General features: G+C 46.5%; 25 protein-coding genes. 10 read left to right on the forward strand and 15 right to left on the reverse strand.

Annotated features, from left to right (window positions below; all coding sequences use genetic code 11):
- Positions 1 to 9: 9 nt before the first annotated feature.
- Both ccoS and A4R26_RS32110 read right to left on the reverse strand, forming a co-directional pair.
- A complete protein-coding gene (gene ccoS / locus A4R26_RS32105) occupies positions 10 to 174 on the reverse strand; it encodes a cbb3-type cytochrome oxidase assembly protein CcoS (RefSeq protein WP_081170891.1) in 165 nt (54 codons plus the stop codon).
- A 197-nt stretch (positions 175 to 371) separates the two neighbouring features.
- Positions 372 to 2,768, reverse strand: coding sequence for a heavy metal translocating P-type ATPase (locus A4R26_RS32110; RefSeq protein ID WP_081170893.1), 2,397 nt, complete (start codon positions 2,766 to 2,768; stop codon positions 372 to 374).
- Positions 2,769 to 2,906: 138 nt separating this feature from the next.
- Here A4R26_RS32110 and A4R26_RS32115 point away from each other — a divergent pair, with 138 nt between their 5' ends.
- A complete protein-coding gene (locus A4R26_RS32115; protein ID WP_081170895.1) occupies positions 2,907 to 3,965 on the forward strand; it encodes a response regulator in 1,059 nt (352 codons plus the stop codon).
- On the opposite strand, the gene A4R26_RS32120 is transcribed toward A4R26_RS32115, so the two are convergent.
- The 5 genes from A4R26_RS32120 to A4R26_RS32145 form a co-directional block, all read right to left on the reverse strand.
- Positions 3,962 to 4,384 (reverse strand): hypothetical protein, encoded by a 423-nt coding sequence (locus A4R26_RS32120; protein ID WP_081170897.1) that lies wholly within the window; start codon positions 4,382 to 4,384, stop codon positions 3,962 to 3,964. The genes A4R26_RS32115 and A4R26_RS32120 overlap by 4 nt on opposite strands.
- A gap of 102 nt (positions 4,385 to 4,486) precedes the next feature.
- Positions 4,487 to 4,936 carry an RNA-binding S4 domain-containing protein gene (locus A4R26_RS32125; protein WP_242675076.1) on the reverse strand — a complete coding sequence of 150 codons (450 nt, stop codon included), beginning with the start codon at positions 4,934 to 4,936 and terminating at the stop codon, positions 4,487 to 4,489.
- A gap of 140 nt (positions 4,937 to 5,076) precedes the next feature.
- A complete protein-coding gene (locus A4R26_RS32130) occupies positions 5,077 to 6,438 on the reverse strand; it encodes a dipeptidase (protein ID WP_081171038.1) in 1,362 nt (453 codons plus the stop codon).
- 201 nt (positions 6,439 to 6,639) lie between these two features.
- Positions 6,640 to 7,623: a cation diffusion facilitator family transporter gene (locus A4R26_RS32140; protein WP_081170903.1), complete on the reverse strand. Its 984-nt coding sequence runs from the start codon at positions 7,621 to 7,623 to the stop codon at positions 6,640 to 6,642.
- 62 nt (positions 7,624 to 7,685) lie between these two features.
- On the reverse strand, positions 7,686 to 9,176 hold the full coding sequence (locus A4R26_RS32145) for an LptF/LptG family permease (protein WP_081170905.1): 1,491 nt from the start codon (positions 9,174 to 9,176) through the stop codon (positions 7,686 to 7,688).
- Positions 9,177 to 9,337: 161 nt separating this feature from the next.
- On the opposite strand from A4R26_RS32145, the gene A4R26_RS32150 reads away from it, so the two are divergent.
- Positions 9,338 to 9,946, forward strand: a complete 609-nt coding sequence (locus tag A4R26_RS32150) for a hypothetical protein (protein WP_081170907.1) — start codon at positions 9,338 to 9,340, stop codon at positions 9,944 to 9,946.
- Here A4R26_RS32150 and A4R26_RS32155 read toward each other — a convergent pair.
- Complete coding sequence (locus A4R26_RS32155) at positions 9,943 to 10,323, reverse strand: START-like domain-containing protein (protein WP_081170909.1); 381 nt, start codon at positions 10,321 to 10,323, stop codon at positions 9,943 to 9,945. The two genes, A4R26_RS32150 and A4R26_RS32155, sit on opposite strands and share 4 nt — an antisense overlap.
- A 330-nt stretch (positions 10,324 to 10,653) precedes the next feature.
- On the opposite strand from A4R26_RS32155, the gene A4R26_RS32160 reads away from it, so the two are divergent.
- The 4 genes from A4R26_RS32160 (at position 10,654) to rimM (ending at position 14,442) form a co-directional block, all read left to right on the forward strand.
- Positions 10,654 to 11,523, forward strand: a complete 870-nt coding sequence (locus tag A4R26_RS32160) for a sigma-70 family RNA polymerase sigma factor (protein WP_081171040.1) — start codon at positions 10,654 to 10,656, stop codon at positions 11,521 to 11,523.
- Between the two features lie 220 nt (positions 11,524 to 11,743).
- Complete coding sequence (gene ffh, locus A4R26_RS32165; RefSeq protein WP_081170911.1) at positions 11,744 to 13,060, forward strand: signal recognition particle protein; 1,317 nt, start codon at positions 11,744 to 11,746, stop codon at positions 13,058 to 13,060.
- Positions 13,061 to 13,294: 234 nt separating this feature from the next.
- Positions 13,295 to 13,723, forward strand: coding sequence for a 30S ribosomal protein S16 (gene rpsP / locus A4R26_RS35995; RefSeq protein WP_081170913.1), 429 nt, complete (start codon positions 13,295 to 13,297; stop codon positions 13,721 to 13,723).
- A gap of 203 nt (positions 13,724 to 13,926) precedes the next feature.
- Entirely contained in the window at positions 13,927 to 14,442 is a 516-nt protein-coding gene (gene rimM / locus A4R26_RS32175; protein WP_081170915.1) for a ribosome maturation factor RimM, read from the forward strand.
- Positions 14,443 to 14,549: 107 nt separating this feature from the next.
- Here rimM and A4R26_RS32180 read toward each other — a convergent pair whose 3' ends face one another.
- Both A4R26_RS32180 and A4R26_RS32185 read right to left on the reverse strand, forming a co-directional pair.
- Positions 14,550 to 15,104 (reverse strand): DinB family protein, encoded by a 555-nt coding sequence (locus A4R26_RS32180; RefSeq protein WP_081170917.1) that lies wholly within the window; start codon positions 15,102 to 15,104, stop codon positions 14,550 to 14,552.
- A 321-nt stretch (positions 15,105 to 15,425) separates the two neighbouring features.
- Positions 15,426 to 16,010 carry a Crp/Fnr family transcriptional regulator gene (locus A4R26_RS32185; RefSeq protein WP_081170919.1) on the reverse strand — a complete coding sequence of 195 codons (585 nt, stop codon included), beginning with the start codon at positions 16,008 to 16,010 and terminating at the stop codon, positions 15,426 to 15,428.
- Between the two features lie 118 nt (positions 16,011 to 16,128).
- On the opposite strand from A4R26_RS32185, the gene dinB reads away from it, so the two are divergent.
- The 3 genes from dinB to A4R26_RS32200 all read left to right on the forward strand — a co-directional run bounded on the left by dinB (position 16,129) and on the right by A4R26_RS32200 (position 19,493).
- Positions 16,129 to 17,283, forward strand: coding sequence for a DNA polymerase IV (dinB, locus tag A4R26_RS32190; RefSeq protein ID WP_081170921.1), 1,155 nt, complete (start codon positions 16,129 to 16,131; stop codon positions 17,281 to 17,283).
- Between the two features lie 149 nt (positions 17,284 to 17,432).
- Positions 17,433 to 18,068, forward strand: a complete 636-nt coding sequence (locus A4R26_RS32195) for a peroxiredoxin (protein WP_081170923.1) — start codon at positions 17,433 to 17,435, stop codon at positions 18,066 to 18,068.
- A 153-nt stretch (positions 18,069 to 18,221) separates the two neighbouring features.
- Entirely contained in the window at positions 18,222 to 19,493 is a 1,272-nt protein-coding gene (locus tag A4R26_RS32200; protein ID WP_081170925.1) for a metal-dependent hydrolase family protein, read from the forward strand.
- Between the two features lie 64 nt (positions 19,494 to 19,557).
- Here the strand turns inward: A4R26_RS32200 and A4R26_RS32205 are convergent, their stop codons facing one another.
- The 3 genes from A4R26_RS32205 to A4R26_RS32215 form a co-directional block, all read right to left on the reverse strand.
- Positions 19,558 to 20,277 carry an RluA family pseudouridine synthase gene (locus A4R26_RS32205; RefSeq protein WP_081170927.1) on the reverse strand — a complete coding sequence of 240 codons (720 nt, stop codon included), beginning with the start codon at positions 20,275 to 20,277 and terminating at the stop codon, positions 19,558 to 19,560.
- Positions 20,270 to 21,589, reverse strand: a complete 1,320-nt coding sequence (locus A4R26_RS35750) for a pseudouridine synthase (protein ID WP_242675077.1) — start codon at positions 21,587 to 21,589, stop codon at positions 20,270 to 20,272. The genes A4R26_RS32205 and A4R26_RS35750 overlap by 8 nt, the downstream gene beginning before the upstream one ends.
- Before the next feature lie 103 nt (positions 21,590 to 21,692).
- On the reverse strand, positions 21,693 to 22,340 hold the full coding sequence (locus A4R26_RS32215; RefSeq protein ID WP_081170929.1) for a hypothetical protein: 648 nt from the start codon (positions 22,338 to 22,340) through the stop codon (positions 21,693 to 21,695).
- A gap of 331 nt (positions 22,341 to 22,671) precedes the next feature.
- On the opposite strand from A4R26_RS32215, the gene A4R26_RS32220 reads away from it, so the two are divergent.
- The gene (locus A4R26_RS32220; protein WP_133054847.1) at positions 22,672 to 23,445 is read left to right on the forward strand and encodes a DUF2490 domain-containing protein; all 774 of its coding nucleotides are present in this window, start codon (positions 22,672 to 22,674) and stop codon (positions 23,443 to 23,445) included.
- A gap of 142 nt (positions 23,446 to 23,587) precedes the next feature.
- Here A4R26_RS32220 and rlmN read toward each other — a convergent pair whose 3' ends face one another.
- On the reverse strand, positions 23,588 to 24,640 hold the full coding sequence (rlmN, locus tag A4R26_RS32225; RefSeq protein ID WP_081170933.1) for a dual-specificity RNA methyltransferase RlmN: 1,053 nt from the start codon (positions 24,638 to 24,640) through the stop codon (positions 23,588 to 23,590).
- A gap of 127 nt (positions 24,641 to 24,767) precedes the next feature.
- A complete protein-coding gene (locus A4R26_RS32230; protein WP_081170935.1) occupies positions 24,768 to 25,613 on the reverse strand; it encodes a DUF6438 domain-containing protein in 846 nt (281 codons plus the stop codon).
- Positions 25,614 to 25,649 lie beyond the last annotated feature (36 nt).

Raw genomic sequence — 25,649 nt, forward strand, 5'->3', positions numbered from 1 at the left:
TGGTTGCTTTTATTCGTTGTTATTGGTGGCAGAAGGTTTGTTATCGAAAAGAATGCGCTGCGGCGGGGAAAAATCATCATCGTATTGCCCGTTACGTACGCTCCAGATAAAAGCGGCCAGAAATATGGCGGCTACTGATATACTCGCGATCAAAAGAATGACTATGGCGCTCATAAAGACGGTTGTTTTACTACACTACAAAAGTATTTTCTAAGAGAAAGTCGTTTAATGACATGACTCAGCGTTGAAACTGATTTTAATCATAAAGCACTAACAGCGGTATGCCACACTTTCCCTGCCGTCGATGGCAGAAGTGTGGCATACCTGTGTTTCAATTGATATGAAAAAGTAAAGGCGTGTTTTTCTTATGCTCAAAAGCGAAACAGCTTCGCGGCTATATTGCTTGAGCCGAATGTTACCAGCAGAATGCTGAGTGAACTGGCCGGCATCAGGATGGCGGCAATCATGGGCGATAGCAGGCCCTGAACGGCAAAACTGAGACCTACGATATTGTAAAGTATGGAAAGTATAAAACTGGCGATCACTATCTGTTTGTTGGCCCTGCACAGGCGAATGAACCGGTACAGGTTGCGCAACTGCCCGGCCTCCATGATGGCATCGCTGGCCGGTGTAAAGTTGTTGCAGTCGTCGGTTAGGGCGATGCCCACATTGCTTTGCTTCAGGGCGCCGGCATCGTTGAGGCCGTCGCCTATCATCATTACGCGTTCACCCCCGTTCTGCAATTTTTTTATGTATTGAAGTTTATCGGCAGGTTGCTGATTGAACAACAGGCTGGCGTCATTGCCTGTCATCTGTTGCAGGGTTTTCCGTTCGGTTGGGTTATCGCCCGACAATACCGATAACCGGTACCGGGAGGCAAGTGTTTTTAGCAATGGCGCCGCAGATTCGCGGTAGTGGTTGTGGAATGAAAAATGACCGTATAACTTATCATCGATGGCAACATATACCTCGCCCGCCCGCCCGGCCGAACCCGGGGTACCAACAATAAACTGGTGCGATCCCAGCGAGATCCAGTCATCGCCCACCATGCCCTCTATTCCCCTGCCTGGTATTTCATGAAACTCTTCAACGGGCAGGCGTTTTATAATTCCGAAATAAGCTGCCAGCGCCCGGCTCAATGGATGGCTCGATTGTGCGGCGAGGCTGGCAATCGCCTGTTGCTGGTGTTTGCTCAATGTAAGTCCCTTATAATCGATCTCCTGTTGGGCGGTGGTTGTCAGTGTGCCTGTTTTGTCGAAAACTATATGCGTGATGCCGGCCATGTCTTCAATGGCCTGGGCGTTGCGCATGTACAATTTGTTACGGCCCAGGATGCGCAGGATATTGCCATTGGTGAAGGTATTCGACAGTAATAACGCGCAGGGGCATGCCACTATCAAAACCGCAGTGATCACGTTCCATACTTTTGAGCTGTCGGTAAATGCCCAGTAAACGGCTGCCGAAGCTGCAATGGTAAATAAAATGTAAGTGAAGTACCTGCTCAGCAGGTGAACAAATGAAATGCTTTTAGGCTCATTGTTCTTTTTAAATGCATCGGCCGACCATAACCGGGTTAAATAACTTTGGGCTACTTCTTTTATCACCAGTATCTCTATGGCGCTGCCGGTTTGTTTACCGCCGGCGTACACCATTTCACCCATTTCCTTATTTACGGGTAACGATTCGCCGGTTACAAAACTGTAATCGATACAGGCTTTGCCGCGGGTGCAGATGCCATCGGCCGGTATCAGTTCGTTGCTATGGATCAGCAGCGTGTCGCCGGCTTTTATGTCGGGCAATGATACGGGTGTTTCTTTCCCATCCTTAACCAGTGTGGCCGCTACGGGGAAGTAGGAAGTAAAATCGCGCTCGAACGACAATTGCTGATAGGTTTTATCCTGCAATACCCGGCCTACCAGCATAAAGAATACGATCCCCGTCATGGAATCGAAATACCCGGCGCCGGTTCCGCTTATCACCTCGTACAGGCTGCGCGAAAATGTTACGATGATGGCAAGCGCAATGGGGGCATCGATATTCAGGAATTTATGCCGTAAACCCTTCCAGCCGCTTTCATAAAACGGCCACGCGCTGTAAAAGAATACGGGTAATGCCAGCAATACGTTCAACCAGCGAAAGATGCCCTGTAATAGTATTTCGGCTGCTTCGAGGCCCAGGTATTCGGGAAAGCTCAGCAGCATGATATTGGCAAAACAGAAACCGGCCACGCCCAATTGATAAATAAGGCTTCTTTTTACACCGGGTTTATGGTTTTGCAGGTTCTGTAAACTGATATATGGTTCATAACCGATACTGGTTAACAGTTCGGCCAGTTTTTGCAGGGAGAGTTTATTGTGATCATAAATGATACTTATTTCCTTTCGGGTAAAATTTACGGTAGCGCTGATAACGGCCGGCTGCAACCGGTGCAGGTTTTCGAGCAGGTACAGGCACGAGCTGCAATGTACCTGCGGAAGGTAAAAAGTTATATGGGTTTGCTGGTCGTTGCTGAACGTGATCAGTTTCCGTTGAATGGCCTCATCCCCGAGAAAGGCAAATTTGTCTTTCCGTACGGGAATGCGCTGGTTAAGGCCCGGTTTGTCGTTCAGGGAATAATAATCGCATAATCCGCTTTTATTCAACAACTGGTACACCATTTTACAGCCTTCGCAGCAAAAATGTTTATCTTCAGCGGTAATGTTACCTGTTGGGCACACTTCGCCGCAATGGAAACACAGCAAATGATTGTGCACGCTGGCTTCAGCCATAGTTCTGCTTTTAAGCAACGAAAATAAAACGGGGTTTACCGGGGTGGAATGATGTGCATCATCCGGGGGTATGATCCTTATCAAGGCGAAAAAAAATACTAATTTGCCATTATTATTGAACCACTAATTAAAAATAACATGAGCAGGATACTTGTTATTGACGATAATACGGATATCAGGGAGAACACGGCTGAGATACTGGCGCTGGCAGGTTACCAAACCTATACCGCCGAAAATGGCAAAAAGGGCATGGAAGCGGCTATTAAAGAAAAACCTGATCTGATCATTTGTGATATCATGATGCCTGAGCTCGATGGCTACGGGGTTTTGCACCTGCTGCGAAAAAATCCGGAAACGGAAAATATTCCATTTATCTTCCTTACCGCCAAAGCCGAGCGAACCGATTTTCGTAAAGGAATGGAAATGGGCGCCGATGATTATATCACCAAACCGTTTGATGACCTCGAATTGCTGAAGGCGGTGGAGATCAGGTTAAAGAAACTGAACATTCTGCAAAGCCAGTACGAAACAGGGGAGAAGGGAGCCGGCAAACTGATGCAGGACCTCAGCGGCACCGGAATTATTCTGCCCGACCCTGAGAAATACGGCAGTGAATCATATATGAAAAAACAGGTGTTGTATACCGAAGGCAAACATGCGCGCCACCTGTACTTCCTGAAAAGCGGCAAGATCAAAACCTTCAAGATCCATGAGGATGGAAAGGAATACATTACCAATTTATACGGCGCCAATGAATATATAGGCCATGTGGCCCTGCTCGAGAACCAGCCTTATACCGATACGGCCGAGGTGTTGGAGAATGCGGAAGTGATCGCTATTCCCAAAGACAGTTTTCTGCAGGCGGTATATAACGATATGTCTGTTGCCGCCAAGTTCATCAAACTTATAACCAATGATGTAAAGGAGAAGGAAGAGCGGTTGTTGCGGCTGGCTTATGATTCGCTGCGCAAGCGGGTGGCCAAAGCGCTGATCGATGTGCACCAGAAATTCAATAAAGAAAAAAAGGATCCTGCGCTGATAGAGATCTCGCGTGAAGATTTTGCACAATACATCGGAACGGCTACCGAGTCGGTGATACGCACATTGAGTGACTTTAAATCGGAGAAGCTCATAGAGATAAAAGATGGGAAAATAAAGATCCTGAACCTCGAGAAGCTCAATAACCTGTTGTATTAAGCATCCCGGTTCAGTTCATAGTCGAAACGATCACGGTTATCTATGTGGGTATGGCCAACGGATATTTCGCGGCCATGATCGTTTTGTTGTTTCAGCGTCCAGTAGTCGGTAATGGTTGTTTCGAGCCAGAGGTTGCCCGAGCGGCGGAATACCTGGGCTGAAAGACCGAACTGGTCCATAAGGGCGTTCTCGAAATCGGTGACCGTCATGGTATCTGTAATGGCAAGCTGACCTTTATCCTGCTTATAATGCCAGGCGTTTTTTACCGGCTGGCTTGCGGGTATCAGTTTATTGACCGGATATCTGTCGCGGCGTATTTTACCGTTCCTGAAGAACTCTATTTTCAGAAAAGGATAAGCTGCGCCGAAATCCTTCTGTATCTCGCTGATCAATCGTTCCCCGTTTATTTCCAAATTCATACAGAATAGTTTAATAGTGAAATAACTAACACTGTCACAAAACTAATATGTAATGAAGGGAAGGGAAATGACTTAAAGGGTTAATGCGGCTGATTTTCATCATTAATCCATAAATTCATCGAGGTCACGGCGTTCCTTCTTCGTAGGCCGGCCAACTTTACTGAGGCGTTTACCGGTATGGAAGCTCGATGCCTGCCGTTGGAATTGAAGGCGTTCCAGTTCTTCGGCAGGTGTAATATCGGTGTAAAATTTTATAGCTTCTGAATATTGTACGCGGTTGTGCAAAAGACCGGTGACTTTTATGCGCCAGAGGCGTCCTTCCGTTCTCACATCATATTCGTCGCCCACATGTACCTGTTTGGCTGCTTTTACGGCGGTGCCTTCCTGCTTTACCTTTCCGCTATCGCACGCCGTTGCAGCCAGGGAGCGTGTTTTGAATAAACGGATTGACCACAGGTACTTATCCAGTCGAAGTTTTTCTTTTTTTTCGGTGTTGCTGCTCATTGCTTTCTCCTTTGATCTTGTCTGTTCAAAGGTAAATAAAAAAGACATTGGGGCTGTGAAGTTGCGAGCGGGCGGGGAAAGTGCAGAATGGGGCAGCGGAGGGCTGCGGTATTAAAATGTGAATGGTGGGCAGGGCGCCAAAATTTCCGGGTTCTCTACTCACCATTCACCATTGACCATTCACCTTCTTACGAAGTAAAATACTTATGGAAGTAAGGAATGGTCTCAATTCCCTTATAAAAGTTCACCAGGTCGAATTTTTCGTTCGGTGAATGCAGGTTATCGCTGTCGAGGCCAAAACCCATGAACACGATCTTAACACCCAGTTCTTTTTCGAGAATAGTGCAAATAGGTATACTGCCACCGCCGCGTACGGGGATTGGCTTTTTGCCAAAGGTTGTTTCAATGGCCTGTGCCGCCGCTTTGTAGGCTTTGGAATCTATCGGCGTCATATACGGTTCACCGCCATGCAGGTTATACGCTTCTACCGTAACGCCGGCCGGGGCTATCTTTTTGAAATACTGCAATAACATTTCCGTTATCTTTTCGCTCGACTGGTTAGGCACGAGGCGGGCCGAGATCTTTGCATATGCTTTTGACGGCAATACGGTTTTGGCGCCTTCGGCAGTATAACCGCCCCAGATCCCGTTTATTTCAAGGGTTGGGCGAATACCGGTTCGCTCATTGGTGGTAAACCCTTTTTCGCCCCATAGTTCTTTCACCCCAAGATCGTTCTTATATTCAGTTTCATCATAAGGCGCTTCGGCCATTAACTTTCTTTCTTCCGGTGTTGATTCAACCACATCGTCGTAAAAACCGGGAATGGTAATATGGTTGTTGGCATCGTGACAGGAAGCGATCATTTTCGCCAGCAGGGTAATAGGGTTGGCTACAGCGCCGCCGTACACGCCGCTGTGCAGATCGCGGTTGGCACCCGTAACCTCAACCTGTATATAGGCCAGGCCGCGCACGCCGATATCGATGCTGGGTGTTTCCATGCTGATCATAGAGCTGTCGCTGATAAGGATCACATCGCATTTCAGCAGGTCTTTATGAGCGGCCACGAAACCGGCGAGGTTGGGCGAGCCCACTTCTTCTTCGCCTTCGATCAGGAACTTGATATTGTTTTCAAGTGAATTGGTTTTGGAAAGAATTTCCAGCGCCTTCACATGCATATAGAACTGCCCCTTATCATCGGCTGAGCCGCGTGCATAAATACGGCCGTCTTTGATCACAGGTTCGAACGGACCGCTGTGCCAGAGGTTCAGCGGATCGGGTGGCTGTACATCATAGTGGCCATAAACCAGTACGGTTGGTTTGGAAGGATCAACGATCTTTTCGGCATACACTACCGGGTGACCGGCGGTTTCATATACCCGGGCGGTGGCGGCGCCCGCTTCCAGTAAACGCTGTTGTACTTTTTCCGCACATTTTCTCATATCGTCCTTATGGTCGCTGTTGGCGCTCACAGAAGGAATGCGTAACAATTCCAGTAATTCATCCAGGAAGCGATCTTTGTTCTTCTCCTGGTAATCTTTCCAGGCTTGCATAATCATGAGTTTATTTGAGTAATATGTTTTATGAGAATGGAAAGCGAATATAGGAAAACCAATGGGCAATTGGCAATTGGCAATGGGCAAATGGCAAAGGGTACCGGTACTCAGATGCTTGTATTCCTTGTCAACCTGTCAACTTTTCAACTTGTCAACATGCCTGTTTTGTTTCCTTCAGTCACATGTAGTGTACATAAGCTACAAACTATGTTTTTTATCCCTTAATACATTCTCCAGTGTCCACGCTACCTTTTTCTTAAAGTATTGCCTGCGAACCTGGCAATCTTCCTTTGTACATATAGGGCAGCTGAAATCGAGACAGGCATCGGTATGCACAAAGAGCTCGAATACGGTGCCGAATTCTTTTTTTATCAGCCGGCCCAGTTCTTCCACTTCTTTATGCGCTTCCACCACGTTCAGGTACCAGGGTACGGTGAGGTGGCAGTCGATATGGTACTGACCGCCGTATTTGATCACCCGCAAATTGTGCAGGTCTATCCAGTTGGGGCGGCGGTTGGCGTTGAGCACCGCCAGCATTTTTTGCAGCAGTTCTTTATCGGCCTCATCCATGATGCCAGCCAGTGAATGCCGCAGAATATGGTAACCGGTGTACATGATAATAAATGCAAATACAATTGCGGTTACACTATCGAGCCAGGCCAGCCTGGTAAGCCTGATCAACACCAGTCCGAGTATGATTCCGAGGGTAGACCAGGTATCGGTTTGCAGGTGTTTGCCGCTTGCCACCAGTGCAAGTGAATTGTTCTTTTTTCCGATACGGATGCTGATAAAGCCAACTATGAAGTTCACTACCGCGGTACTGGCTACCAGTATGATGCCGCTATCGAGCTGTTTAAGTTCGCGGGGATATATAAAGTGCAGAACAGCTTCGTAAATAATGACCAGGGCGGCCACAATGATAAGGGTGCCTTCCACGGCGGCCGATAAGAATTCGGCTTTACCATGACCGTAAGGATGGTTTTCATCGCGTGGCTTGGCTGCCACGTATAAGCTGTATAAGCCAATGAAACCGGCAATTACATTAACGGTACTTTCCAGCGCATCGGTGAGAATGGCTACTGAGCGGGTTACCCAGAATGCCACCATCTTAATGATGAAAAGCAGCACTGCCACCGCCACCACCCATTTCTGTATGCGAAGATTTTCCCTGCCGGTTGTCATTCCTGGTTGCAGTTCTTTGTTTGTTAATAACTGATTTATGCAATGGCCGGCGGAAGCATTCTCTACGCCGCCTGCGGCTGTTGCTTCGCTACCTTACCTTTCTTAACCAGTTTGCGCACGATCCTGAATATACGATAGTAGAATTCTTTATTGAACAACTGGGAATCGTGCAGGGCTTTGAAGATAAGAAAAACAGCGATGGGCATCAGTACGGCAGTGGCCAGCCACATACCCGCTGCGGGCTGCAAAACATCTTCCTTCACGAACTTTTTACCGAAGTTGTTCAACAGGAAGAAGATCACAAAGAAAATAACCGCAAACACCACCGGTGTTCCAATACCTCCTTTGCGTACAATAGAGCCCAGCGGGGCACCAATCAGGAACAATACCAGAACGGCAATCGACATGGTGATCTTTTCGTGGTAGGTCATCAATGTCATGCGCAATTCTTTCCGTTTGCCGTCATAATCGAAAGAGGGGCCTTCAATGGTTGATTTTATAGAGTTGGCATAGGAAATACTCTGATCTATCACATGCTGTTTTACACTCGCTTTTGAAACGTCGTTTGGCGACATTTTCAAGCTGTCGGGCAACTGATCGAGAAATGAAACGCCTTTTTTAACCGGCGGCGCTTTTACATCTACCCAACCGGTATCGAGATATTTTGAAAAGGTAAGGTAGCCCTGTAATTCGCGGCGGTCGCGTTCACTGAATTTCGCCAGGCTCTTGCTCAGCGAGTCGACATTTTTACTCAACTGCCGGGTACTAAGCATTTCATAACGGTCTTTATACGCGCTGTCAGATGTTCTGTTAAGCACCAGCGAACTCAGGTCGAGCACTTTTTTATATTCCTTGAAGCCAAGCCTGATAAACTCGGTATTGCCGGCATAGCGGTTACCCCGTTCTTCATAACGCCAGCCGTTGAACAAAAGGAATTCAAGAAAGCGTTGATCGGAAGAAATGCGCATGATGCCTTTTTCGGCGGCAACTATATTATCCTGCGGGCCGGCGGGATTGCTTTCAAAAATGATCACATTATGTAAGATGGAGTCTTTTTCTTTTTTCGACACCTTGATGGCGTAATCGGGAATGTTGGTATAGAATACGCCTTCCTTGAGATCGAAGGCCGGTTTTTTATTTACGAGATCATAGTGCAGGGTTTTCATTTTCAGGTTGGCTACCGGAATAACATAGTTGTTAAACATGAAGGCCATACCCGACAGCAGAATGGCTACCACGGTGAGGGGCAGCATAAAACGTAACAACCCGATGCCGGCCGATTTGATGGCCACCAGTTCGAACGTTTCGCCGAGGTTACCGAATGTCATGATAGAAGATAACAGAATGGCTAACGGCAGGGCCAGCGGAACAAGCGTTGCGCTCAGGTAAACAACCAGGCGCAGCATGGTAACGGCGTCGATACCCTTGCCCACAAAATCATCGATCCACAGCCAGAAGAACTGTAAGATGAGTACGAACAGCGTAAGGAAAAAGGTTGCGATAAACGGACCGATAAATGATCGCAATACGAGTATGTCTAATTTTTTTATCACAGGCTTAAGTTCTTATTTCTATGTTCTGCGTTTTAAAGTTGCAGGCTACAAGCTGCATGCTTCAAGCTGCAAGCGAATTCAAAATACCTGAAAGCAACTGCCTTTTGGGTTTTTCCTCGTTGCCATTATGCCTTGTTGCCACGTTGCCTTAATTTTATACTATGAACGTCGCAAAAATACAGCTTTCGGCAGAGGAATTGTCGCTGGTGCAAAATGCCGGCTGGCTTTTAACAAAGAATACGATAATAGAAAAAGTTTTTGCTTTGTTCGGCGATGTGGCCCATCAGATGCGTGATAATTTCGATTCCCGGCGTGGTATTTTACCGGCCGAAGTACTGGTTCCTTCACCAAAGATCTCAAAAGGGGAAAATTACAGGGGGCTGCCCTGGGTAATGCTCGATTACCCGCGATTATTTACCCGCCACGACGCGTTTGCCATTCGCACCATGTTCTGGTGGGGACATTTTTTAAGTGTGACCCTGCATTTAAAAGGGGAGTACAAAAAGCGGTACGAGCAACAACTGCTTAATAACTTTTCCTTACTTACCACAAAGCAATTCTATGTATGCGTTAGCGGGGAGGAGTGGCGGCATGAATTTGATGAAGACAATTACAAGCCTCTCACCCAGTTGAATTCATCTGCTGTAGAAGAAATTCTGCTGGCTAATAATTTTTGCAAGCTATCCGCTAAAATATCACTTCCTCAATGGAATCAGTCAAAGGCATTATTGATTGATCTACACGAAACAATTATCACATCCATCATTTAGTTTCCAAGCCGGTGAAACAGGTCTTTCACCTGGTAGCCCCATAGCTGGCTTTGGTCTTTAACATCGCCTTTGTCTGCGAAGTCTTTAATAACAAGGATGGTCTGATTTGTTACTTCTGATTTCTCAATTCTGAATTCGAAATATTCATCTTTGGGTGCGTGCAACCAATGAAACCTGATAAATTTTTCTTCTTCGCTTTCCATAACCTCAGCCTTGTCTGTAGTGCCGTTCCATGAAAAACTGAAAACGTTGTCTCTTTCGTCTACTTTATCGGCAAACCATTCCTGCAAACCTGCAGGGGTACTTAAGAATTCGTATAAAATGGAAGGAGAACATCTTACCGGATACTCTAACGTAAATATTTGTTTCTTACTCATCTAACCCTTGTATTGATCTTTATTAGAAAATACCAATGGTGCAATTATAGAAAAATAATGCTACCCTCAAAATTTTTTTTTGGCAAAATCAGGTAAAAAGCCCTAAAAATGAGTAAATAAGCAAAAAAATCTCATATATCTGAGGTTCAGCCGCTTATGAATATTTCTGAGGAAAATGGGAATAAATCGCTATATTAGGTGGAAAGATTTTTAGTTTTTTTTAAGAACTTAATGCTTGTTCATATAACAAATAGGACAGGTATTTCGTTTTTTGAAAACCATTGACCGTTATTAACCTAAAAAACCCTTTAAAATGTCCTACCTATGAGTATGCGGCAACTCAAGATCACGAAATCAATTACGAATCGTGAATCTCAGAGCCTTGAAAAATACTTGCAGGAAATCGGAAAAGTTGAATTGATCAGTCCCGAAGAAGAAGTAAAACTCGCGGGTTTGATCAAGCAAGGAAACCAGGCAGCCCTTGACAAACTAACGAAAGCGAATTTAAGGTTCGTTGTATCCGTAGCCAAGCAGTATCAGAATCAAGGTCTCTCATTACCAGACCTCATCAATGAGGGTAATTTGGGTCTCATTAAAGCAGCGCAACGTTTTGATGAAACCCGTGGTTTTAAGTTCATTTCTTACGCCGTGTGGTGGATTCGCCAAAGCATTCTTCAGGCATTAGCCGAGCAATCGCGCATTGTAAGGCTCCCATTGAACAAAGTAGGGTTAACAAACAAGATCCAGAAAGCGTTTTCGCAGCTGGAACAGGAGTTTGAGCGGGAACCCTCGCCCGAAGAACTGGCCGATCTGCTGGAGCTCGAAACCGAAGAAGTTTCTGCTACCCTGGGCATCGCAGCCCGCCACGTAAGCATGGATACTCCGCTCTCTGAAGGGGAAGACAATACCCTGATAGATGTACTGGAGAATCACAATGCCGAACGCGCAGAAACAAACATCGAGCACAAGGAATCCCTTAAACAGGAGATCGAGCGTTCGATGAAAATGCTTACCGAACGGCAAAAAGAAGTGATTTGCTATTTCTTTGGTTTGGGCGTCGATCATCCAATGAGCCTGGAAGATATCGGCGAGAAATTCAACCTTACCCGCGAACGGGTTCGCCAGATCAAAGACAAGGCAATTACCAAGTTGCGTACCAATTCACGTTCAAAGGCCCTGCGGGGATTTTTGGGCGTTTAACCTAAAAACTTATAGCCGGCAAAAGAAACTTTACACAACAAAATTTACTTCCTGTAAATTTGCAGTCCATAAAGTGAATATAACTTAGGGTATATTCACTTTTTTGCTTTTAGAAAAAGGCAAATAGGCAACAAGGCAACGGGGCATAAAGCCAGGATTCCCTCTCGTTGCCTTTATGCCTTGTTGCCTCGATGCCTTTTTCTCATTAAAACAGGAAGTTATGTTTGAAAATCTTACCGACCGGTTAGAATCGGCCTTTAAACAGATAAAAGGTGAAGGCCGCATCACCGACCTCAATATTGCCGCCACCGTAAAAGACATTCGCCGCGCCCTGGTGGATGCCGACGTGAACTATAAAATTGCCAAGGAATTTACCGATAGAGTAAAAGATAAAGCCCTGGGTCATAAAGTATTAAAGGCAGTAAGTCCCGGCCAGCTGATGGTGAAGATCGTGAAAGACGAGCTGGTTGAACTGATGGGGGGTACCGAAAGCGAATTCAATGCCAAGGGCAATCCCGCCGTTATCCTCATCGCCGGTTTACAGGGTTCCGGTAAAACCACCTTCAGCGCCAAACTGGCCAATTTCCTCAAATCAAGGGGCCGGCTTTCGCCCATGCTCGTAGCGGCCGATATTTACCGCCCCGCGGCCATCGACCAGTTGAAAGTACTGGGCGAACAAATTCAGGTTGATGTTTACAGTGAGCCCGAAAATAAAGATGCGGTTCAGATAGCTTCCAATGCAATCAAAGAAGCACGCGCTAAAAACAAGAACGTGGTCATCATCGATACCGCCGGCCGTTTGGCCATCGATGAGGCTATGATGACCGAAGTTGCCAATGTAAAATCGGCCGTCAGCCCGCAGGAGATCCTGTTCGTTGTTGACTCCATGACCGGTCAGGATGCCGTGAACACTGCAAAAGCGTTTAACGATCGGCTTAACTTCACCGGTGTGGTGCTCACCAAACTCGATGGTGATACCCGCGGTGGCGCCGCCCTTTCTATCAAATACACGGTTCAAAAGCCCATTAAGTTCGTAAGCAGCGGCGAAAAGCTCGATACGCTCGATGTTTTCTATCCCGAACGTATGGCGCAGCGTATCCTGGGTATGGGTGACATCACCACCCTGGTTGAAAAAGCACAGCAGCAGTTCGACGAGGAAGAAGCCCGCAAACTGGAAAAGAAGATCCGCAAGAACCAGTTCAATTTCGAAGATTTCAAACAACAGCTCGAACAGATAAAAAAGATGGGTAATATCAAAGACCTGTTGGGAATGATCCCCGGTGTTGGTAAAGCCATCAAGGACATCGACATCAGCGACGATGCGTTCAAAGGCATCGAGGCGATGATCAACTCCATGACGCCGGCCGAGCGTAACGATCCCGATCTGATCGATGCGCGCCGTAAACAACGGATTGCCAAAGGCGCCGGGAAAGATCTCACGGAAGTGAATGCCTTTCTGAAGCAGTTTGAGCAGATGAAACAGATGATGAAAATGATGAATAAGATGCCTATGGGCAGAATGGGCATGAAAAGATAAGGTGCCGGTTCCCCGTTCCCGGTTTCAGGTTTTCCCGGCAAGTGGTTCCCGGTAACCGGAATCGGTTGAGTTTTTGCTTTTTTTGCATGCGTTTTTCCTAGAGAAATAGTGCAGTTAGGTAAAAATTATTCACAAGGATTATTAAATTTGGAAAAATCAGTTCGATTGTTATTTTTGCAATCGTTATAATGGAAAGTAACCCTATTTGTTCACGCATTTAAATTTCTATTTAAGATGCCAGTTAAAATCAGACTGCAACGCCATGGGTCTAAGAAAAGACCTTTCTATTTCATCGTAGTGGCCGATGCACGCTCTCCGCGTGATGGTAAGTTTATCCAGAAGTTAGGTACTTACAACCCTCTTACAGTTCCTGCAACAATTCAGTTAGATCGCCAGAAAGCCCTCGATTGGCTGCACAAAGGCGCTCAACCTACTGATACTGTGCGCAGAATCCTGTCATACAAAGGTGTACTGTACCTGAAACATTTGTTGCGTGGTGTGAAACTGGGTCTATTCGACGAAGCTACCGCTATGGAGAAATTCCAGAAGTGGCATGCCGAGCACGAAGTTCAGGTTAAAAAACGCCAGGAAACCAATGCAAAGGATAGAAGACCTCGCAGAGGTGCTGGTGGACCACCTGTAAGACCACGCAGAGGCGAGTAAAAAGCAGTATAGCTAGCTGTCAACTTGTTAAATCCCGGTACTTAAGTGCCGGGATTTTTTTCTTTTGGGGCATCTTAAACGCCCGGGCCGGGTAGTTATTTCAGCAATGGAAGGCTACCGGAAACCCTCTTCCACAGCCCGGCCATTATCACATTATTCCATTATCGAATTATCACATTGGTTTTTCTACCTTTGCCCGGCATATGACTAACTATCACAGTGTTGGAAAAATAGTGGCCACTTTCGGCGTAAAGGGAGAGGTGGTACTGCACCACTCATTGGGCAAGAAAACCTCGCTGAAGGGCCTCGAAACCATTTTTATCGAGGTGAAGAAAGACGAAATGCTGCCCTACTTCCTGGAAAGTACCCGCATCAAAAATGATGAAGAACTGTTTCTCAAATTCGAAGGCATCGATACAAAGGAAGCCGCCCACCTGCTGATGCAAAAACGCGTTTGGCTGCCGCAGGAGGAGTTCGAGAAGTATGTGGCCAAATCGGCCCCTATTATGTTGCTGGGTTTTCATATCATCAATGAGGGCGAAGATATCGGTGAGATCCTGGAGGTGATAGAACAACCGCATCAATTGCTTTGCCGTATCGATTTAAAAGGCAGGGAAGCCCTGATACCCGTACATGAGGACTTCCTGCTCAAAATTGATAAAAAGAAGAAACAGGTGCATGTGGAGCTGCCTGAGGGGCTGCTTGATATCTATAGTTAATGTGCTGATGTGCTGATTGAGGAATTCGGCAGTTCTTATAAGAAGCGAAGTTCACGCGAAAGCATTCTCTAAAGCTGTATTCATTAGCATATTAGCACATTAGCAAATTAGCTAATTGTACTCTCTATTTGCACAAAATGCCGTTGATGGTGCGCAATGATAAACCCGAACACATCGCCCATTTTTAGTTTAATGAACGGCGCAATGGATACGGGAATACGGGAATGATTGATATTTACCTGCTGCGCTTTATTTAGCAATTGCAATAACAGGATCTCCTGCCGCTCAAACTCCTCCAATGCTTTAATGGCGTCAATGCCGGGGGCCGGACTATGATTCTTAAACGCCTTCATTTTGTTGCCAATGGTTCCATCGGGTTTGGGCATCATGCTTTTGGTAAAATAACCGCCCAGCAGGCCCGGCGTAAACCATTCGGCAGGTTCCCTTTTGTTATTGTCGATGGCCTGTTGCAGCTTTGGCAAATAATACCGGCCATACGTGTTCAGGTGCTCTATTACCTGGGCTACGCTCCAGCGCCCGGGCGCTGGCTGCTGTGCCAGCCGGCTTACCGGTAATTGTTTCAACTGAGCCGTTCTGAGCATGATCTGGCGGGTATCGGTCTCTAATGTCTCCAGCAGGGAAGAAGCCTGTATTTTTTTCATTTGTTAATATGTTTGGTGCTTTGTGCTTTTACAGATGCAAAGCTACCGGCGGTCTTTTTTTAAAATCTTGGCGCCCGCCAATATTTTTGAATGTAGACGTGTAATGCAGGGAAATGATGCGGAAGAAAGGAGTTGATAAGTTGATGGAGGTTGATGATGGTGACAGAGGGTATACAGAATGTTGAATGTGGAATATTCAATATCGAATGTAGAAGTGAGGGGAGGAAATGAAGGCGGGAAATGAGCTGTATTTATATTCGATTTGGGCTTTCGGCTTTGGGCTTTTGGCTGTAATACCTTGCGGCCCCGGCCAGCTGTATTTTACTCAATTCTTACCGTCGCCATCAGTTTACTGAATGTAGTGGCATCCATGCCCAGATAGGAGGCCAGGTATTTATGGGGGATCAGCTGCAATACGTGCGGACTGCGTTTCAGCAGGGTCCTGAACTTTTCTTCGGCGCTGTATGTTAGAAGTTCCACATGACGCTCCAGCACACCCATGAGTGCAAATGCGGTAAATGTGCTGATCAGTTTTTCTATGTCGCGGTGTTTTTCCATCAATTGCTGAAACTGGGTATGCGTGCTGCGCAGCAGGGTGCTGCTGGTGAGGGTTTCAAGAAAATACCGCGAAGGCAGGCGGGTAAGAAAGGAATCGGCGATGCCCGAAAAGGAATAGGGATACGTGAAAACAAGGGTGGCTTCATGATGGGCGTCGATATAAAAAATGCGTTGAACGCCGTTCAATACAAAATAAACATGACGCTCGGTTTCGCCGGCTGCCGTTAATATGGTTTTCCGTTTATAATGATGCAACTGCCAGATGCCCGCCAGGTCCTGCCAGGCTTCGTCGCTGAGCGGCTGCATGGCGAAAACGTGTTTTTTCAGGTGTTCAATTCCTTCTTCCAAGAGAGCGTGTTTCTGGTAAAATTATGAAAAAGGAAAGAAGTAAGTGGCGGGTGGCATTTACCAACATTCAGCAACTACCAGCCGATAATTAACCTAATTTCGTATTGATTTCCAAAACATGAGTAACCCGCAACGTATCATAGCGCATTTCGATCTCGATGCATTCTTCGTTTCAGTAGAATGCCTCAACGATCCGTCGTTGAAAGGAAAACCGCTGATCGTTGGCGGCCGTGAGCGTGGGGTGGTAGCAGCCTGTAGTTACGAGGCCCGCAAATATGGCATTCATTCAGCCATGCCAATGAAAACCGCTTTGCGTTTATGTTCGCACGCCACCGTTGTAAAAGGCAGCCGTGGCGAATACAGCCGTTATTCGCGCTGGGTAACAGAGATCATTGCCGCAAAAGCCCCTTTATTCGAAAAAGCTTCCATCGACGAGTTCTATCTCGATCTAACAGGGATGGACAAGTATTTCAACCCGTATCAATGGACCATCGATCTGCGGCAGGAGATCATCGATAAAACCGGGTTGCCTATTTCGTTCGGGCTGGCAGGCAATAAGATGGTTGCCAAGATCGCTACCGACGAAGCGAAACCGAACGGGTATTTATACATCGCCTTTGGCCGCGAAAAAGAATTCCTGGCCCCGCTAAAAGTGAACAAGATCCCCGGGGTAGGGGCACATACATACCAGTCGCTGCGCGACCTGGGTATAGATACCATTGAACAGGTGGCCGCTTATCCCATTGAACTGCTCGAAAAGGTGTTGGGCAAATATGGCGGCGAACTGTGGCACAAGGCTCATGGCATTCACCATAGCGAGGTAGTTCCTTATCATGAAGCAAAATCAATTTCAACAGAAAGCACGTTTGAAGAATATGTGACCGATACCGACTGGCTGCTTGCACAACTGGTGGGTATGACAGAGCGGGTTGCTTACGAGTTGAGACAGGATAATAAAATGGCCGGGTGCATTGCGGTAAAAATACGCTATCCCGATTTCGAGACCACTTCCCGCCAAACCGCCATTGCCTATACCTTTTATGATGATGAACTAATTCCAAAGGCTAAAGACCTGTTTCACAAGCTATACCGGAAAGGCCAGCCGGTAAGGTTACTTGGCGTACGGCTCAGCGAGCTTACCGATGAAGCAGTTCAAACGAATTTGTTCAGTAATGTTGAAAAAAAGACCGAGCTTTATAAGGCTATCGATGATGTAAAGAACCGGTTCGGCAGCAATTCCCTTACCAAGGCCACCCGGCGGAAAGATCGATAAACCAGCATCTGCAAAGTCCCTTAAAACCAACCGGTTCAATCCCTGAAAACAAAAATTCAGATATCAGTCTACTTTTTGAGTAGGATTTGTATCTTCGTACCCCATTTTAGCGTAAATAATCATTTTCTCAACCTTAAAATACTTAGTATATGAGTTTAAGATTAGGCGACATCGCTCCTAACTTCCAGGCTAAGACCACTGCCGGCGATATTGATTTCTACGAATACCTTGGAAACGGCTGGGGAATTTTGTTTTCCCATCCTGCTGATTATACACCGGTTTGTACTACCGAGTTAGGGAAAACTGCTTTGTTGCAGGAGGAATTTGCCAAACGCAATGTGAAAGTGCTGGCTGTTAGTGTTGATCCGCTCGATAAACACCTCGGTTGGGTTAATGATATCAACGAAACACAGAATTGCACAGTAGGTTTCCCAATCATCGCCGATGAAGACAGGAACGTAGCTACTTTGTACGATATGATCCACCCCAATGCTTCTGAAACTTTCACCGTTCGTTCACTGTTCGTGATCGGTCCCGATAAAAAAGTGAAGCTGATGATCACTTACCCTGCTTCCACAGGAAGAAACTTCTATGAAGTATTGCGCGTGGTTGATTCATTGCAACTGACCGCTAACTACAGCGTGGCTACGCCGGCCGACTGGAAAAATGGTGAAGATGTAATTGTGGTTCCTGCAGTTTCTACCGACGACGCTATCAAGAAGTTCCCTAAAGGTGTTAAAGTGGTAAAACCTTACCTGCGTTATACACCTCAGCCGAATCAGTAAGAATAAATTATTTCTTTATACATGCACAATGCCGTTCCGGTTCAACCGGAACGGCATTGTATTTTATTGCGGGTTGTTTGAATTAATGTTTACCCTGAATATCCGTTACCCACAAGCTGTTTAAATGTTTTATCTTCCGTAAAAATTCGTCACATGAAGAAACTACTGCTTGGGGTATTGATCTGTAACCCGTTACTGTTGCTTTCACAACGCACCATTCTTCACTGCGGTAAATTGATCGATGTAAAAAAAGGACAGGTACTGAATGAATATTCCATTGTCATAGAAGGCAACACCATCACCGATGTACAGGCTGGTTATTCCAAACCCGCCGGTACCGACAAAGTGATCGATCTTAAAAACAAAACGGTATTGCCGGGTTTGATCGACTGTCATGTGCATATGGAACATGAAACCAGCCCAACCCGCTATATGGAAACCTTCACTTACAACCCGGCCGACTATGCCTTTCAATCGGTTGTTTATGCCGAGCGTACGTTGATGACCGGTTTTACTACCGTGCGCGACCTGGGCGGTTCGGGTGTGAATATCTCGCTCCGCAATGCCATCAATAAAAAACTTATAAAAGGCCCCCGGATATACACAGCCGGTAAATCAATTGCCACTACGGGCGGCCATGCCGACCCCACCAATGGTTACCGCAACGACCTGATGGGCGATCCCGGTCCGGCAGCAGGTGTGGCCAATGGGGCCGACGAATGCAGAAAGGCTGTGCGGCAGCGTTATAAAGATGGCGCCGACCTCATAAAGATAACTGCCTCCGGCGGCGTATTGAGCGTTGCAAAAAGCGGGGAGAACCCCCAGTTTACGGAAGATGAGATAAAGGCCATTGTAGAAACGGCGCGTGATTACGGATTTAAAGTAGCCGCGCATTGTCACGGGGCCGAAGCCATGAAACGGGCGGTAAGGGCCGGTGTGAACAGCATAGAACATGGCACTTTAATGGACGATGAAGTGATGCAGTTGATGAAACAGTATGGCACTTATTATGTGCCTACCATTACAGCGGGAAAGGCCGTAGGCGATTCAGCAAAAAAGCCCGGTTATTATCCTGCACTGGTAACGCCCAAAGCACTGGCCATTGGCCCTAAAATTCAAAGCACGTTTGGCAAAGCCTATAAAGCCGGTGTGAAGATTGCGTTTGGCACCGATGCCGGCGTGTATGCGCATGGCCGTAACTGGCTCGAGTTTGTATATATGACAGAAGCAGGAATGCCGCCTATGGAAACCATTCAGTCAGCTACCGTTACGGCCGCCGGGTTGATAGGTGTTGCCGATAAAATAGGCAGTATTGAAAAAGGCAGGCTGGCAGATGTAATTGCGGTAGATGGCGATCCGGTTAAAGATATTCAGGCAATGGGAAGAGTGAGCTTTGTGATGAAGGACGGGGTGGTTTATAAATAAAGCTAAAAGGTGTGCCACATTTCTTTGGCGGCGATAATCAAATGCGGCACACCTCGTCAACTGGTTAACTGTTCTTTCTCAACTGCTGAAGCAGCGCCCTCATATCCTTTGGCATTTCAGCCTCGAGATCATACTGGTTCCCATTCATATCGGTAAATCGCAGCCGTTGGGCATGCAGCCCGGTGCGGGCGAGTATGGGCCTTTCTTCTTCCTCGTTTTTCGAAAGTTTATAATTCCGTTTGAAAGAAGAGATCTTAACCGGTAAACCATCGCCATATATTTCATCGCACACCAATGGGTGACCGAGGTATTGCATATGCACCCTGATCTGGTGCGTACGGCCGGTATGGATCTGGAATTGAACGAACGAGAACTTACCAAATTCTTCCAGCACCTTGTAATCGGTAATGGCGGGTTTGCCTCTTTTATGAATGATCATAACGCCCCGTTTAACGGTGTTCTCGGTAATGGGCGCTTCGATGGTCTTTTGTTTATCGGGCAATGTACCTGCAACCAGGCCTACATAATATTTCTCTACAGTTCTTTCTTCAAATGCCTGCGACAGGAACTTATGCGTTTCGGCGTCTTTGGCAAATACGATGATGCCGCTCGTTTCGCGGTCGAGCCGGTGCACGGTGAATATCTGCTCGTATTTCTGCTGTAAGATCTCTTTCAGCGAAGCTTCTTTCCCCTCCCGGTCGGGAATACTCAACAGGCCCGGCGGTTTATTGATGACTATAAAATGTTCGTTCTCTAAAATGATCTCCGGTGATACTTTAACCACGTGTAGCTGTTTTGTTTTTTGTATAAGAGGCGTTCAGGTATTTAAGGAGGCGTACTTCTTTTTCTGTTAAGAAGCGCCACTTGCCTCTGTCTACATTTTTCTTGGTGAGGTTGGCATACATTACCCTGTCGAGGTTACGCACATCATACCCCAGGTGTTCGAATATACGGCGAACGATACGGTTGCGGCCGCTGTGGATCTCGATTCCGATAACGCTTTTGTCTTTCGAATCGGCGTAGGCCAGCGAATCGGGTGAAACGAAACCGTCTTCGAGCGTAATGCCGTTCAGAAGGGTATCAAAATCTTTTTTTATAAGGGGCTTGTCGAGTTTTACTTCGTAGATCTTTTTGATCTCGTAGCTGGGGTGCGATAATTTTTGCGCCAGCTCGCCGTCGTTGGTAAGTAACAAAACACCGGTGGTGTTCCGGTCTAACCGGCCAATGGGATAAACGCGTTCTTCTGTTGCGTTCTTTACAATGTCAAGCACCGTTTTACGGCCTTGCGGGTCTTCGGTGGTGGTGATGAAATCCTTTGGTTTATTGAGCAGAATGTAAACGAGGTTCCTGCGCAGGAACAGCTTTTTGCCGTTCACTTTGATCTCGTCTTTATCGGAAACCTTATGGCCCGGTTCAGCGATCTTTTCGCCGTTCACGATCACCTTACCGGCTTTCACCAGGTCGGCTGCATCGCGGCGCGAGCAGATGCCGGCATGGGCGATGAATTTGTTGAGCGGCATAGCGCCGGCAACGGCGGTTCCACTTGTTTGTGGTTTGCTGTTTGTTGTTTGTGGTTGGGTGCCCGATTTGGCGGTTTGTGGTTTGTTGTTTGTGGTTTGTGGTTGGCTTCCTGAATTTTTGGCTTTTCCTTTGTCGGCTGTAGCCCTGGCGTAGGTGGAAGCTTTTTCTGTATTGCTTTCGGCTTTCGGCTTAAAACTTTTGGCTCTATCTGTATTGCCTGCAGCTTGCGGCTTGAAACCTGGGGTTTTCCTGTTGCCTTTATGCCTTGATGCCTCTGTGCCTTGCTCGTTGCCCCGCTGCCTCGTTGCCTCGTTGCCTTTAAAGCCTTTCCCTGTATTGCGTGAAGCGTTCGGCGTGGAGCTTGCAGCCTTTTTATCGCCATATTCCTTCCTGCCTCTTTCCGACTGATAACCACCGGCCTGGCCCTGGGCTCTTGCCTGGCGGGCTTCCTGCTTTTTCTTTTCGAAGTATGCTTTGGTTTCCTGGCGAAGCTTTTTCTTCTCCTGGCGGATGCGTTCTTTCTTTTTGGCGCCGCTGTCGCCTTTACTCATAAATTTCTTAAATCCTTGTGCCATGTGTAGTAGTTTGCTGTTTTTCAACAGTAATGAGCCGCAAAGGTACAAATAAAAAACTCTCCCCACGAAAGCGGGGAGAGCCTCAATTATAACAGCGTAACCTTTATGATTGAACAGGCGGTTGTTGCCTGTGATGTTTATGCTGATTCTTCTGCTGTTCAAGCTTTTGCAACTGTTCCGGCGTGAGGATCGATTTCAGGCTTTCGTGCTGTTGTTTCCTGAATTCTTTCATTTCGGCCTTCTTTTGATCTTCGCTCAGGTTCTTATCTTCCCTCATAGCTTTAAATTTTTGTGCCATGTCCTCACGGTTCTTTTTTAAAGCGTTTACCTGGTCATCGGTGAGGTTCAGCTCTTTCTTCATGTGCTCGAGGTTACGGCCGCCATGTTTGCGCATCTCGTGTTTGTTCTCATGCCGCATCTTTTTCATGCTGGCTTTTTGCTCATCGGTAAGCACCTTTTCTACTTTTTCATGGTGGTCTTTCCTGATGGTGGCCATCTTGCTTTTCCACTCGCTTACGGTAATTTTATCTTCACTCTTTTTAAGATCTGTCAGCTGCGTTTTAAAGTCCTCGTTAATGGCCTTCAGCTCGGTCTTTTGCTGGTCGGTTAAGTTGAGCTGTTCCATCTTTGCCATTTTATTACCACGGTGATGTTTTTTAGGGTGGCCAGAAAGGCTGTTCGACTGATCCTGTGCACTGGCGCCCAATGTGATACATGTGGCTATCGCTATTCCAAAAATTGCTTTTTTCATATTTCCTTATTTTACTGTTTAGATGCCGGGTGAGGTTTTTAGCCTGCGGCAGGGTTTGTTAAAATATCCTTTATACGGCATCATAGACCGCGGCCGGGCGTGCAGGTTTAACGTATGTAAGAAATTGTTCGTAGATGGCGGAAATCGCGGATGAGCGGGTTGGGAAAATGTTAAGGACGCTTAACGCTGAAGGCTTAACGCTTAAAGCCGGTTCCCGAACCTCTTTGCCGGTTTTGTTTCCGGGGCTTCGCTACAGGGCAGCCGTAATTACCCACCTGATTTATAGAGTAACATTTTGTAATTGGACAGGGCGGGGGTATTTTTGAACATCATGCACAGGAGGAATATATTTATTCTATTAGTATTTACAGCTGTATCCATCAAAACGTTTGGCCAAACTACCAGAAGCCATGGGGTGTTCTGGGGAAGGCTAATTCTGGCAGACCGTATTAACGACAGGTGGAAGTGGGAATTATTCCTGCAGAAAAGGACGCAGAACATTCCCCACGAGAAAAACATCTTTGGCGCGCTTCATTACAATAGTTTTTTGATCTGGACTAACTACTGCATCAATAAGAACCTGAAACTTTACCTTTCACCGTTGGGTTATTTCGATTCCTATCCTTTTCTTTCAGAACCTGAAGACATAGATCTTCCGGGCATAAAGGAGTTCCGGTTCAGCGCGCGGCTTGAACATGAATTAAAGGGTAAACATGTTGACTTCTCCAGCCGCTTTACAACGGAGTGCCGCAGACGCGATATAAATCAGAATGACGTGTATATTCCTAACTGGCGGCTACGTTATATGACGCGGTTTGAAAAACCGGTAATTGGCATATTACAGAATAATAAGCCTGTTTCGTTTTTTATCTCCGATGAGGTGTTGGTGCAATTCGGTAAAGCGGTTAAGAACAATGCCAGTATGTTCGATCAGAACAGGGCCGCTGCTGGTTTCTCACTGGAAGTGGTAAAAAATATAAAAGCTTCATTCAGCTATCTCAACATATTTCAGCAGCGTGCCAACGGTAAGGATTTCGACGATGCACACGCCCTTTGGGCCGTTGTTACGTTTGATAATTTATTCTCGCAGTTTAAAAGGCCGTAAAGCCGGTTGATAAGTTATTGAGTTATTCAGTTAGTAAGTGCGTGGGCTTGCAATTAATAGCGAATATAACTCACTAACTCAATAACCCGGTTCCCGATCCGGAGTTTCTATTCACTTAATGCCCCCTTTACGTGCTGGAATATTACAATTGATCTTTATTCGCCAACTGACCGCAGGCTGCATCGATATCTTTTCCCCGGCTGCGGCGAAGGCGGGCGTTTACGCGGTGCCGTTCGAGGTAAGCCATGAATTCATTAACGGTATTCTCCTCGGGTTTTTCAAAACGGGCGGCGTCGATGGGGTTATACTCAATGATGTTTACCAGGTCGGCAGGCACCTGCCGGCAAATCCTGATCAGTTCATCGGCATCCTTTATACTGTCGTTAAAGTCTTTGAAGAGGATATATTCGAAGGTGATCTCGTTCCCTGTTTTTTTATAGAAATAGTTCAGTGCCTCTATCAGTGCTTTGAGATTGTTGGTTTCGTTTATAGGCATGATCTCGTTCCGCTTGGTATCATTGGCGGCGTGCAGTGATAAAGCCAGTTTGAACTTCACATTATCATCACCCAGTTGTTTTATCATTTTGGCAACGCCGGCGGTAGAAACAGTTATACGGCGGGGGCTCATGCCCAATCCATCGGGTGAAGTAATACGTTCTATGGCATGTAATACGTTCTTGTAATTGAGCAGGGGCTCACCCATACCCATAAATACAATATTGGTGAGCTTTTTATTATACACGCGCTCGCTTTGCTGGTTTATAAGCACCACTTCGTCATAGATCTCATCAAACTCAAGGTTACGTTTGCGGTCCATATAACCGGTGGCGCAGAATTTACAGCTCAACGAACAACCGATCTGGGAAGAAACGCAGGCGGTCTTGCGTTCGTCGGTAGGGATCAGTACGCCTTCAACAAGGTGTTTGTCCTGCGTGCGAAAGCGCGACTTAATGGTGCCATCGGCAGAGTATTGCGTGGCGTCGACGGTTAAAGCGGGCAAAGAAAAGTTTTCGGTAAGCTTGGCCCGCAGTTCCTTACTGAGGTTGGTCATCGCCTCGAAGGAATGGGCCTGTTTCAGCCAAAGCCATTCGTACACCTGTCTGGCGCGGAATCTCTTCTCGCCCAGGGTTTCAAAATACTGTTCCAACTCACTGAGGTTCAGCTGCCTTATGTTCTTATGCGCCGTCTTTAACATGGTGCAAAGGTACAAAGGCCGCGGCGGATTAGCTAATGAGGCTTTGGCTGGCTTTGGGGAATAGGGGTATTTTCCTGAAATTCAGGATTATAGAATTGCAGGAGAATGTGAATTTCCTGGCGGGGGGTTATTCTTCTTTTCGTAATGCAGGTGGTGGCGGTGTGGTCACCGGCAGAACGCTTATTTTACGCTCGAAATAGTCTTTTGTCAGCGAAGGATCAGGCTGCATTTTTACCTGCCAGTTCAGGTCACTTAACTGGTTCAATAAAAAGTACAGTTCCATCGGTTCCCGGTAATGGCCATAGGTTGCAGAGCGAATGACCTTATCGCCATAAACAATGGAAACGCCCATCGTTTGATCGCCCTGCCAGGGGGCTACATAAATTAATTTTAAGGAATCGGCCGGTAGCTTTCTGATACTGCTGACAATGGAGTTATATGCTTTTTCGGTAAGCGTTCCTTTATACCCCTGTTTCGTTGAAGAATCCCGTATACCCCAAAAGCGTACGTTGCGTAATGAATCTATTTCAATATAGTACCGTGAATGAAGGAATTCCACGGGGCCTTCGTAACCAAAATAAATGGCAGCGGGAGTAATGTTGTTTTTCGGTTGCAGTTTTACATATTGAAATGAATCCTGCTGGTATCGGCCTGCTGTGCAAATGAAGGAGTCGTTTGTAAGTTTTGCAATATGGAAATAACGCAGGTGTACTTTTTTGTCATCATTGAAATCCTCAACGATCAGGGTATCTTCTTTGATCTGGTATTTCAGGCCAAACCTGTGCACCGACCTGCGGATCACCGTGTCGTCTATAAGCAAATACGCTGTTTGGGTTTGCCTGTTTTCCTGCAGTTTTTCTTTACCAATCCAATCACCTTTGATCAATTCAGCATAATTGGGTGGCTGCTTTTTTTGATCCCGGCAGGAAAAGGTAAGGCTGATGAATGACAATAAAGCAATATATTTCAGCATGTGCGGAACGGGTTTACTATTAGATGCCCAAAAGAT

This window comes from Niastella populi (assembly GCF_002078015.1).
In the GTDB taxonomy this organism is placed as follows: Bacteria; Bacteroidota; Bacteroidia; order Chitinophagales; family Chitinophagaceae; genus Niastella; species Niastella populi.

Bases quoted from the DNA above. Each gene is read 5' to 3' on its own strand.
- ccoS (WP_081170891.1), bottom strand. From the start codon at position 174: ATGAGCGCCATAGTCATTCTTTTGATCGCGAGTATATCAGTAGCCGCC.
- A4R26_RS32110 (WP_081170893.1), bottom strand. From the start codon at position 2,768: ATGGCTGAAGCCAGCGTGCACAATCATTTGCTGTGTTTCCATTGCGGC.
- A4R26_RS32115 (WP_081170895.1), top strand. From the start codon at position 2,907: ATGAGCAGGATACTTGTTATTGACGATAATACGGATATCAGGGAGAAC.
- A4R26_RS32120 (WP_081170897.1), bottom strand. From the start codon at position 4,384: ATGAATTTGGAAATAAACGGGGAACGATTGATCAGCGAGATACAGAAG.
- A4R26_RS32125 (WP_242675076.1), bottom strand. From the start codon at position 4,936: ATGTCTTTTTTATTTACCTTTGAACAGACAAGATCAAAGGAGAAAGCA.
- A4R26_RS32130 (WP_081171038.1), bottom strand. From the start codon at position 6,438: ATGCAAGCCTGGAAAGATTACCAGGAGAAGAACAAAGATCGCTTCCTG.
- A4R26_RS32140 (WP_081170903.1), bottom strand. From the start codon at position 7,623: ATGACAACCGGCAGGGAAAATCTTCGCATACAGAAATGGGTGGTGGCG.
- A4R26_RS32150 (WP_081170907.1), top strand. From the start codon at position 9,338: ATGAACGTCGCAAAAATACAGCTTTCGGCAGAGGAATTGTCGCTGGTG.
- A4R26_RS32155 (WP_081170909.1), bottom strand. From the start codon at position 10,323: ATGAGTAAGAAACAAATATTTACGTTAGAGTATCCGGTAAGATGTTCT.
- A4R26_RS32160 (WP_081171040.1), top strand. From the start codon at position 10,654: ATGCGGCAACTCAAGATCACGAAATCAATTACGAATCGTGAATCTCAG.
- ffh (WP_081170911.1), top strand. From the start codon at position 11,744: ATGTTTGAAAATCTTACCGACCGGTTAGAATCGGCCTTTAAACAGATA.
- rpsP (WP_081170913.1), top strand. From the start codon at position 13,295: ATGCCAGTTAAAATCAGACTGCAACGCCATGGGTCTAAGAAAAGACCT.
- rimM (WP_081170915.1), top strand. From the start codon at position 13,927: ATGACTAACTATCACAGTGTTGGAAAAATAGTGGCCACTTTCGGCGTA.
- A4R26_RS32180 (WP_081170917.1), bottom strand. From the start codon at position 15,104: ATGAAAAAAATACAGGCTTCTTCCCTGCTGGAGACATTAGAGACCGAT.
- dinB (WP_081170921.1), top strand. From the start codon at position 16,129: ATGAGTAACCCGCAACGTATCATAGCGCATTTCGATCTCGATGCATTC.
- A4R26_RS32195 (WP_081170923.1), top strand. From the start codon at position 17,433: ATGAGTTTAAGATTAGGCGACATCGCTCCTAACTTCCAGGCTAAGACC.
- A4R26_RS32200 (WP_081170925.1), top strand. From the start codon at position 18,222: ATGAAGAAACTACTGCTTGGGGTATTGATCTGTAACCCGTTACTGTTG.
- A4R26_RS35750 (WP_242675077.1), bottom strand. From the start codon at position 21,589: ATGGCACAAGGATTTAAGAAATTTATGAGTAAAGGCGACAGCGGCGCC.
- A4R26_RS32215 (WP_081170929.1), bottom strand. From the start codon at position 22,340: ATGAAAAAAGCAATTTTTGGAATAGCGATAGCCACATGTATCACATTG.
- A4R26_RS32220 (WP_133054847.1), top strand. From the start codon at position 22,672: ATGCACAGGAGGAATATATTTATTCTATTAGTATTTACAGCTGTATCC.
- rlmN (WP_081170933.1), bottom strand. From the start codon at position 24,640: ATGTTAAAGACGGCGCATAAGAACATAAGGCAGCTGAACCTCAGTGAG.
- A4R26_RS32230 (WP_081170935.1), bottom strand. From the start codon at position 25,613: ATGCTGAAATATATTGCTTTATTGTCATTCATCAGCCTTACCTTTTCC.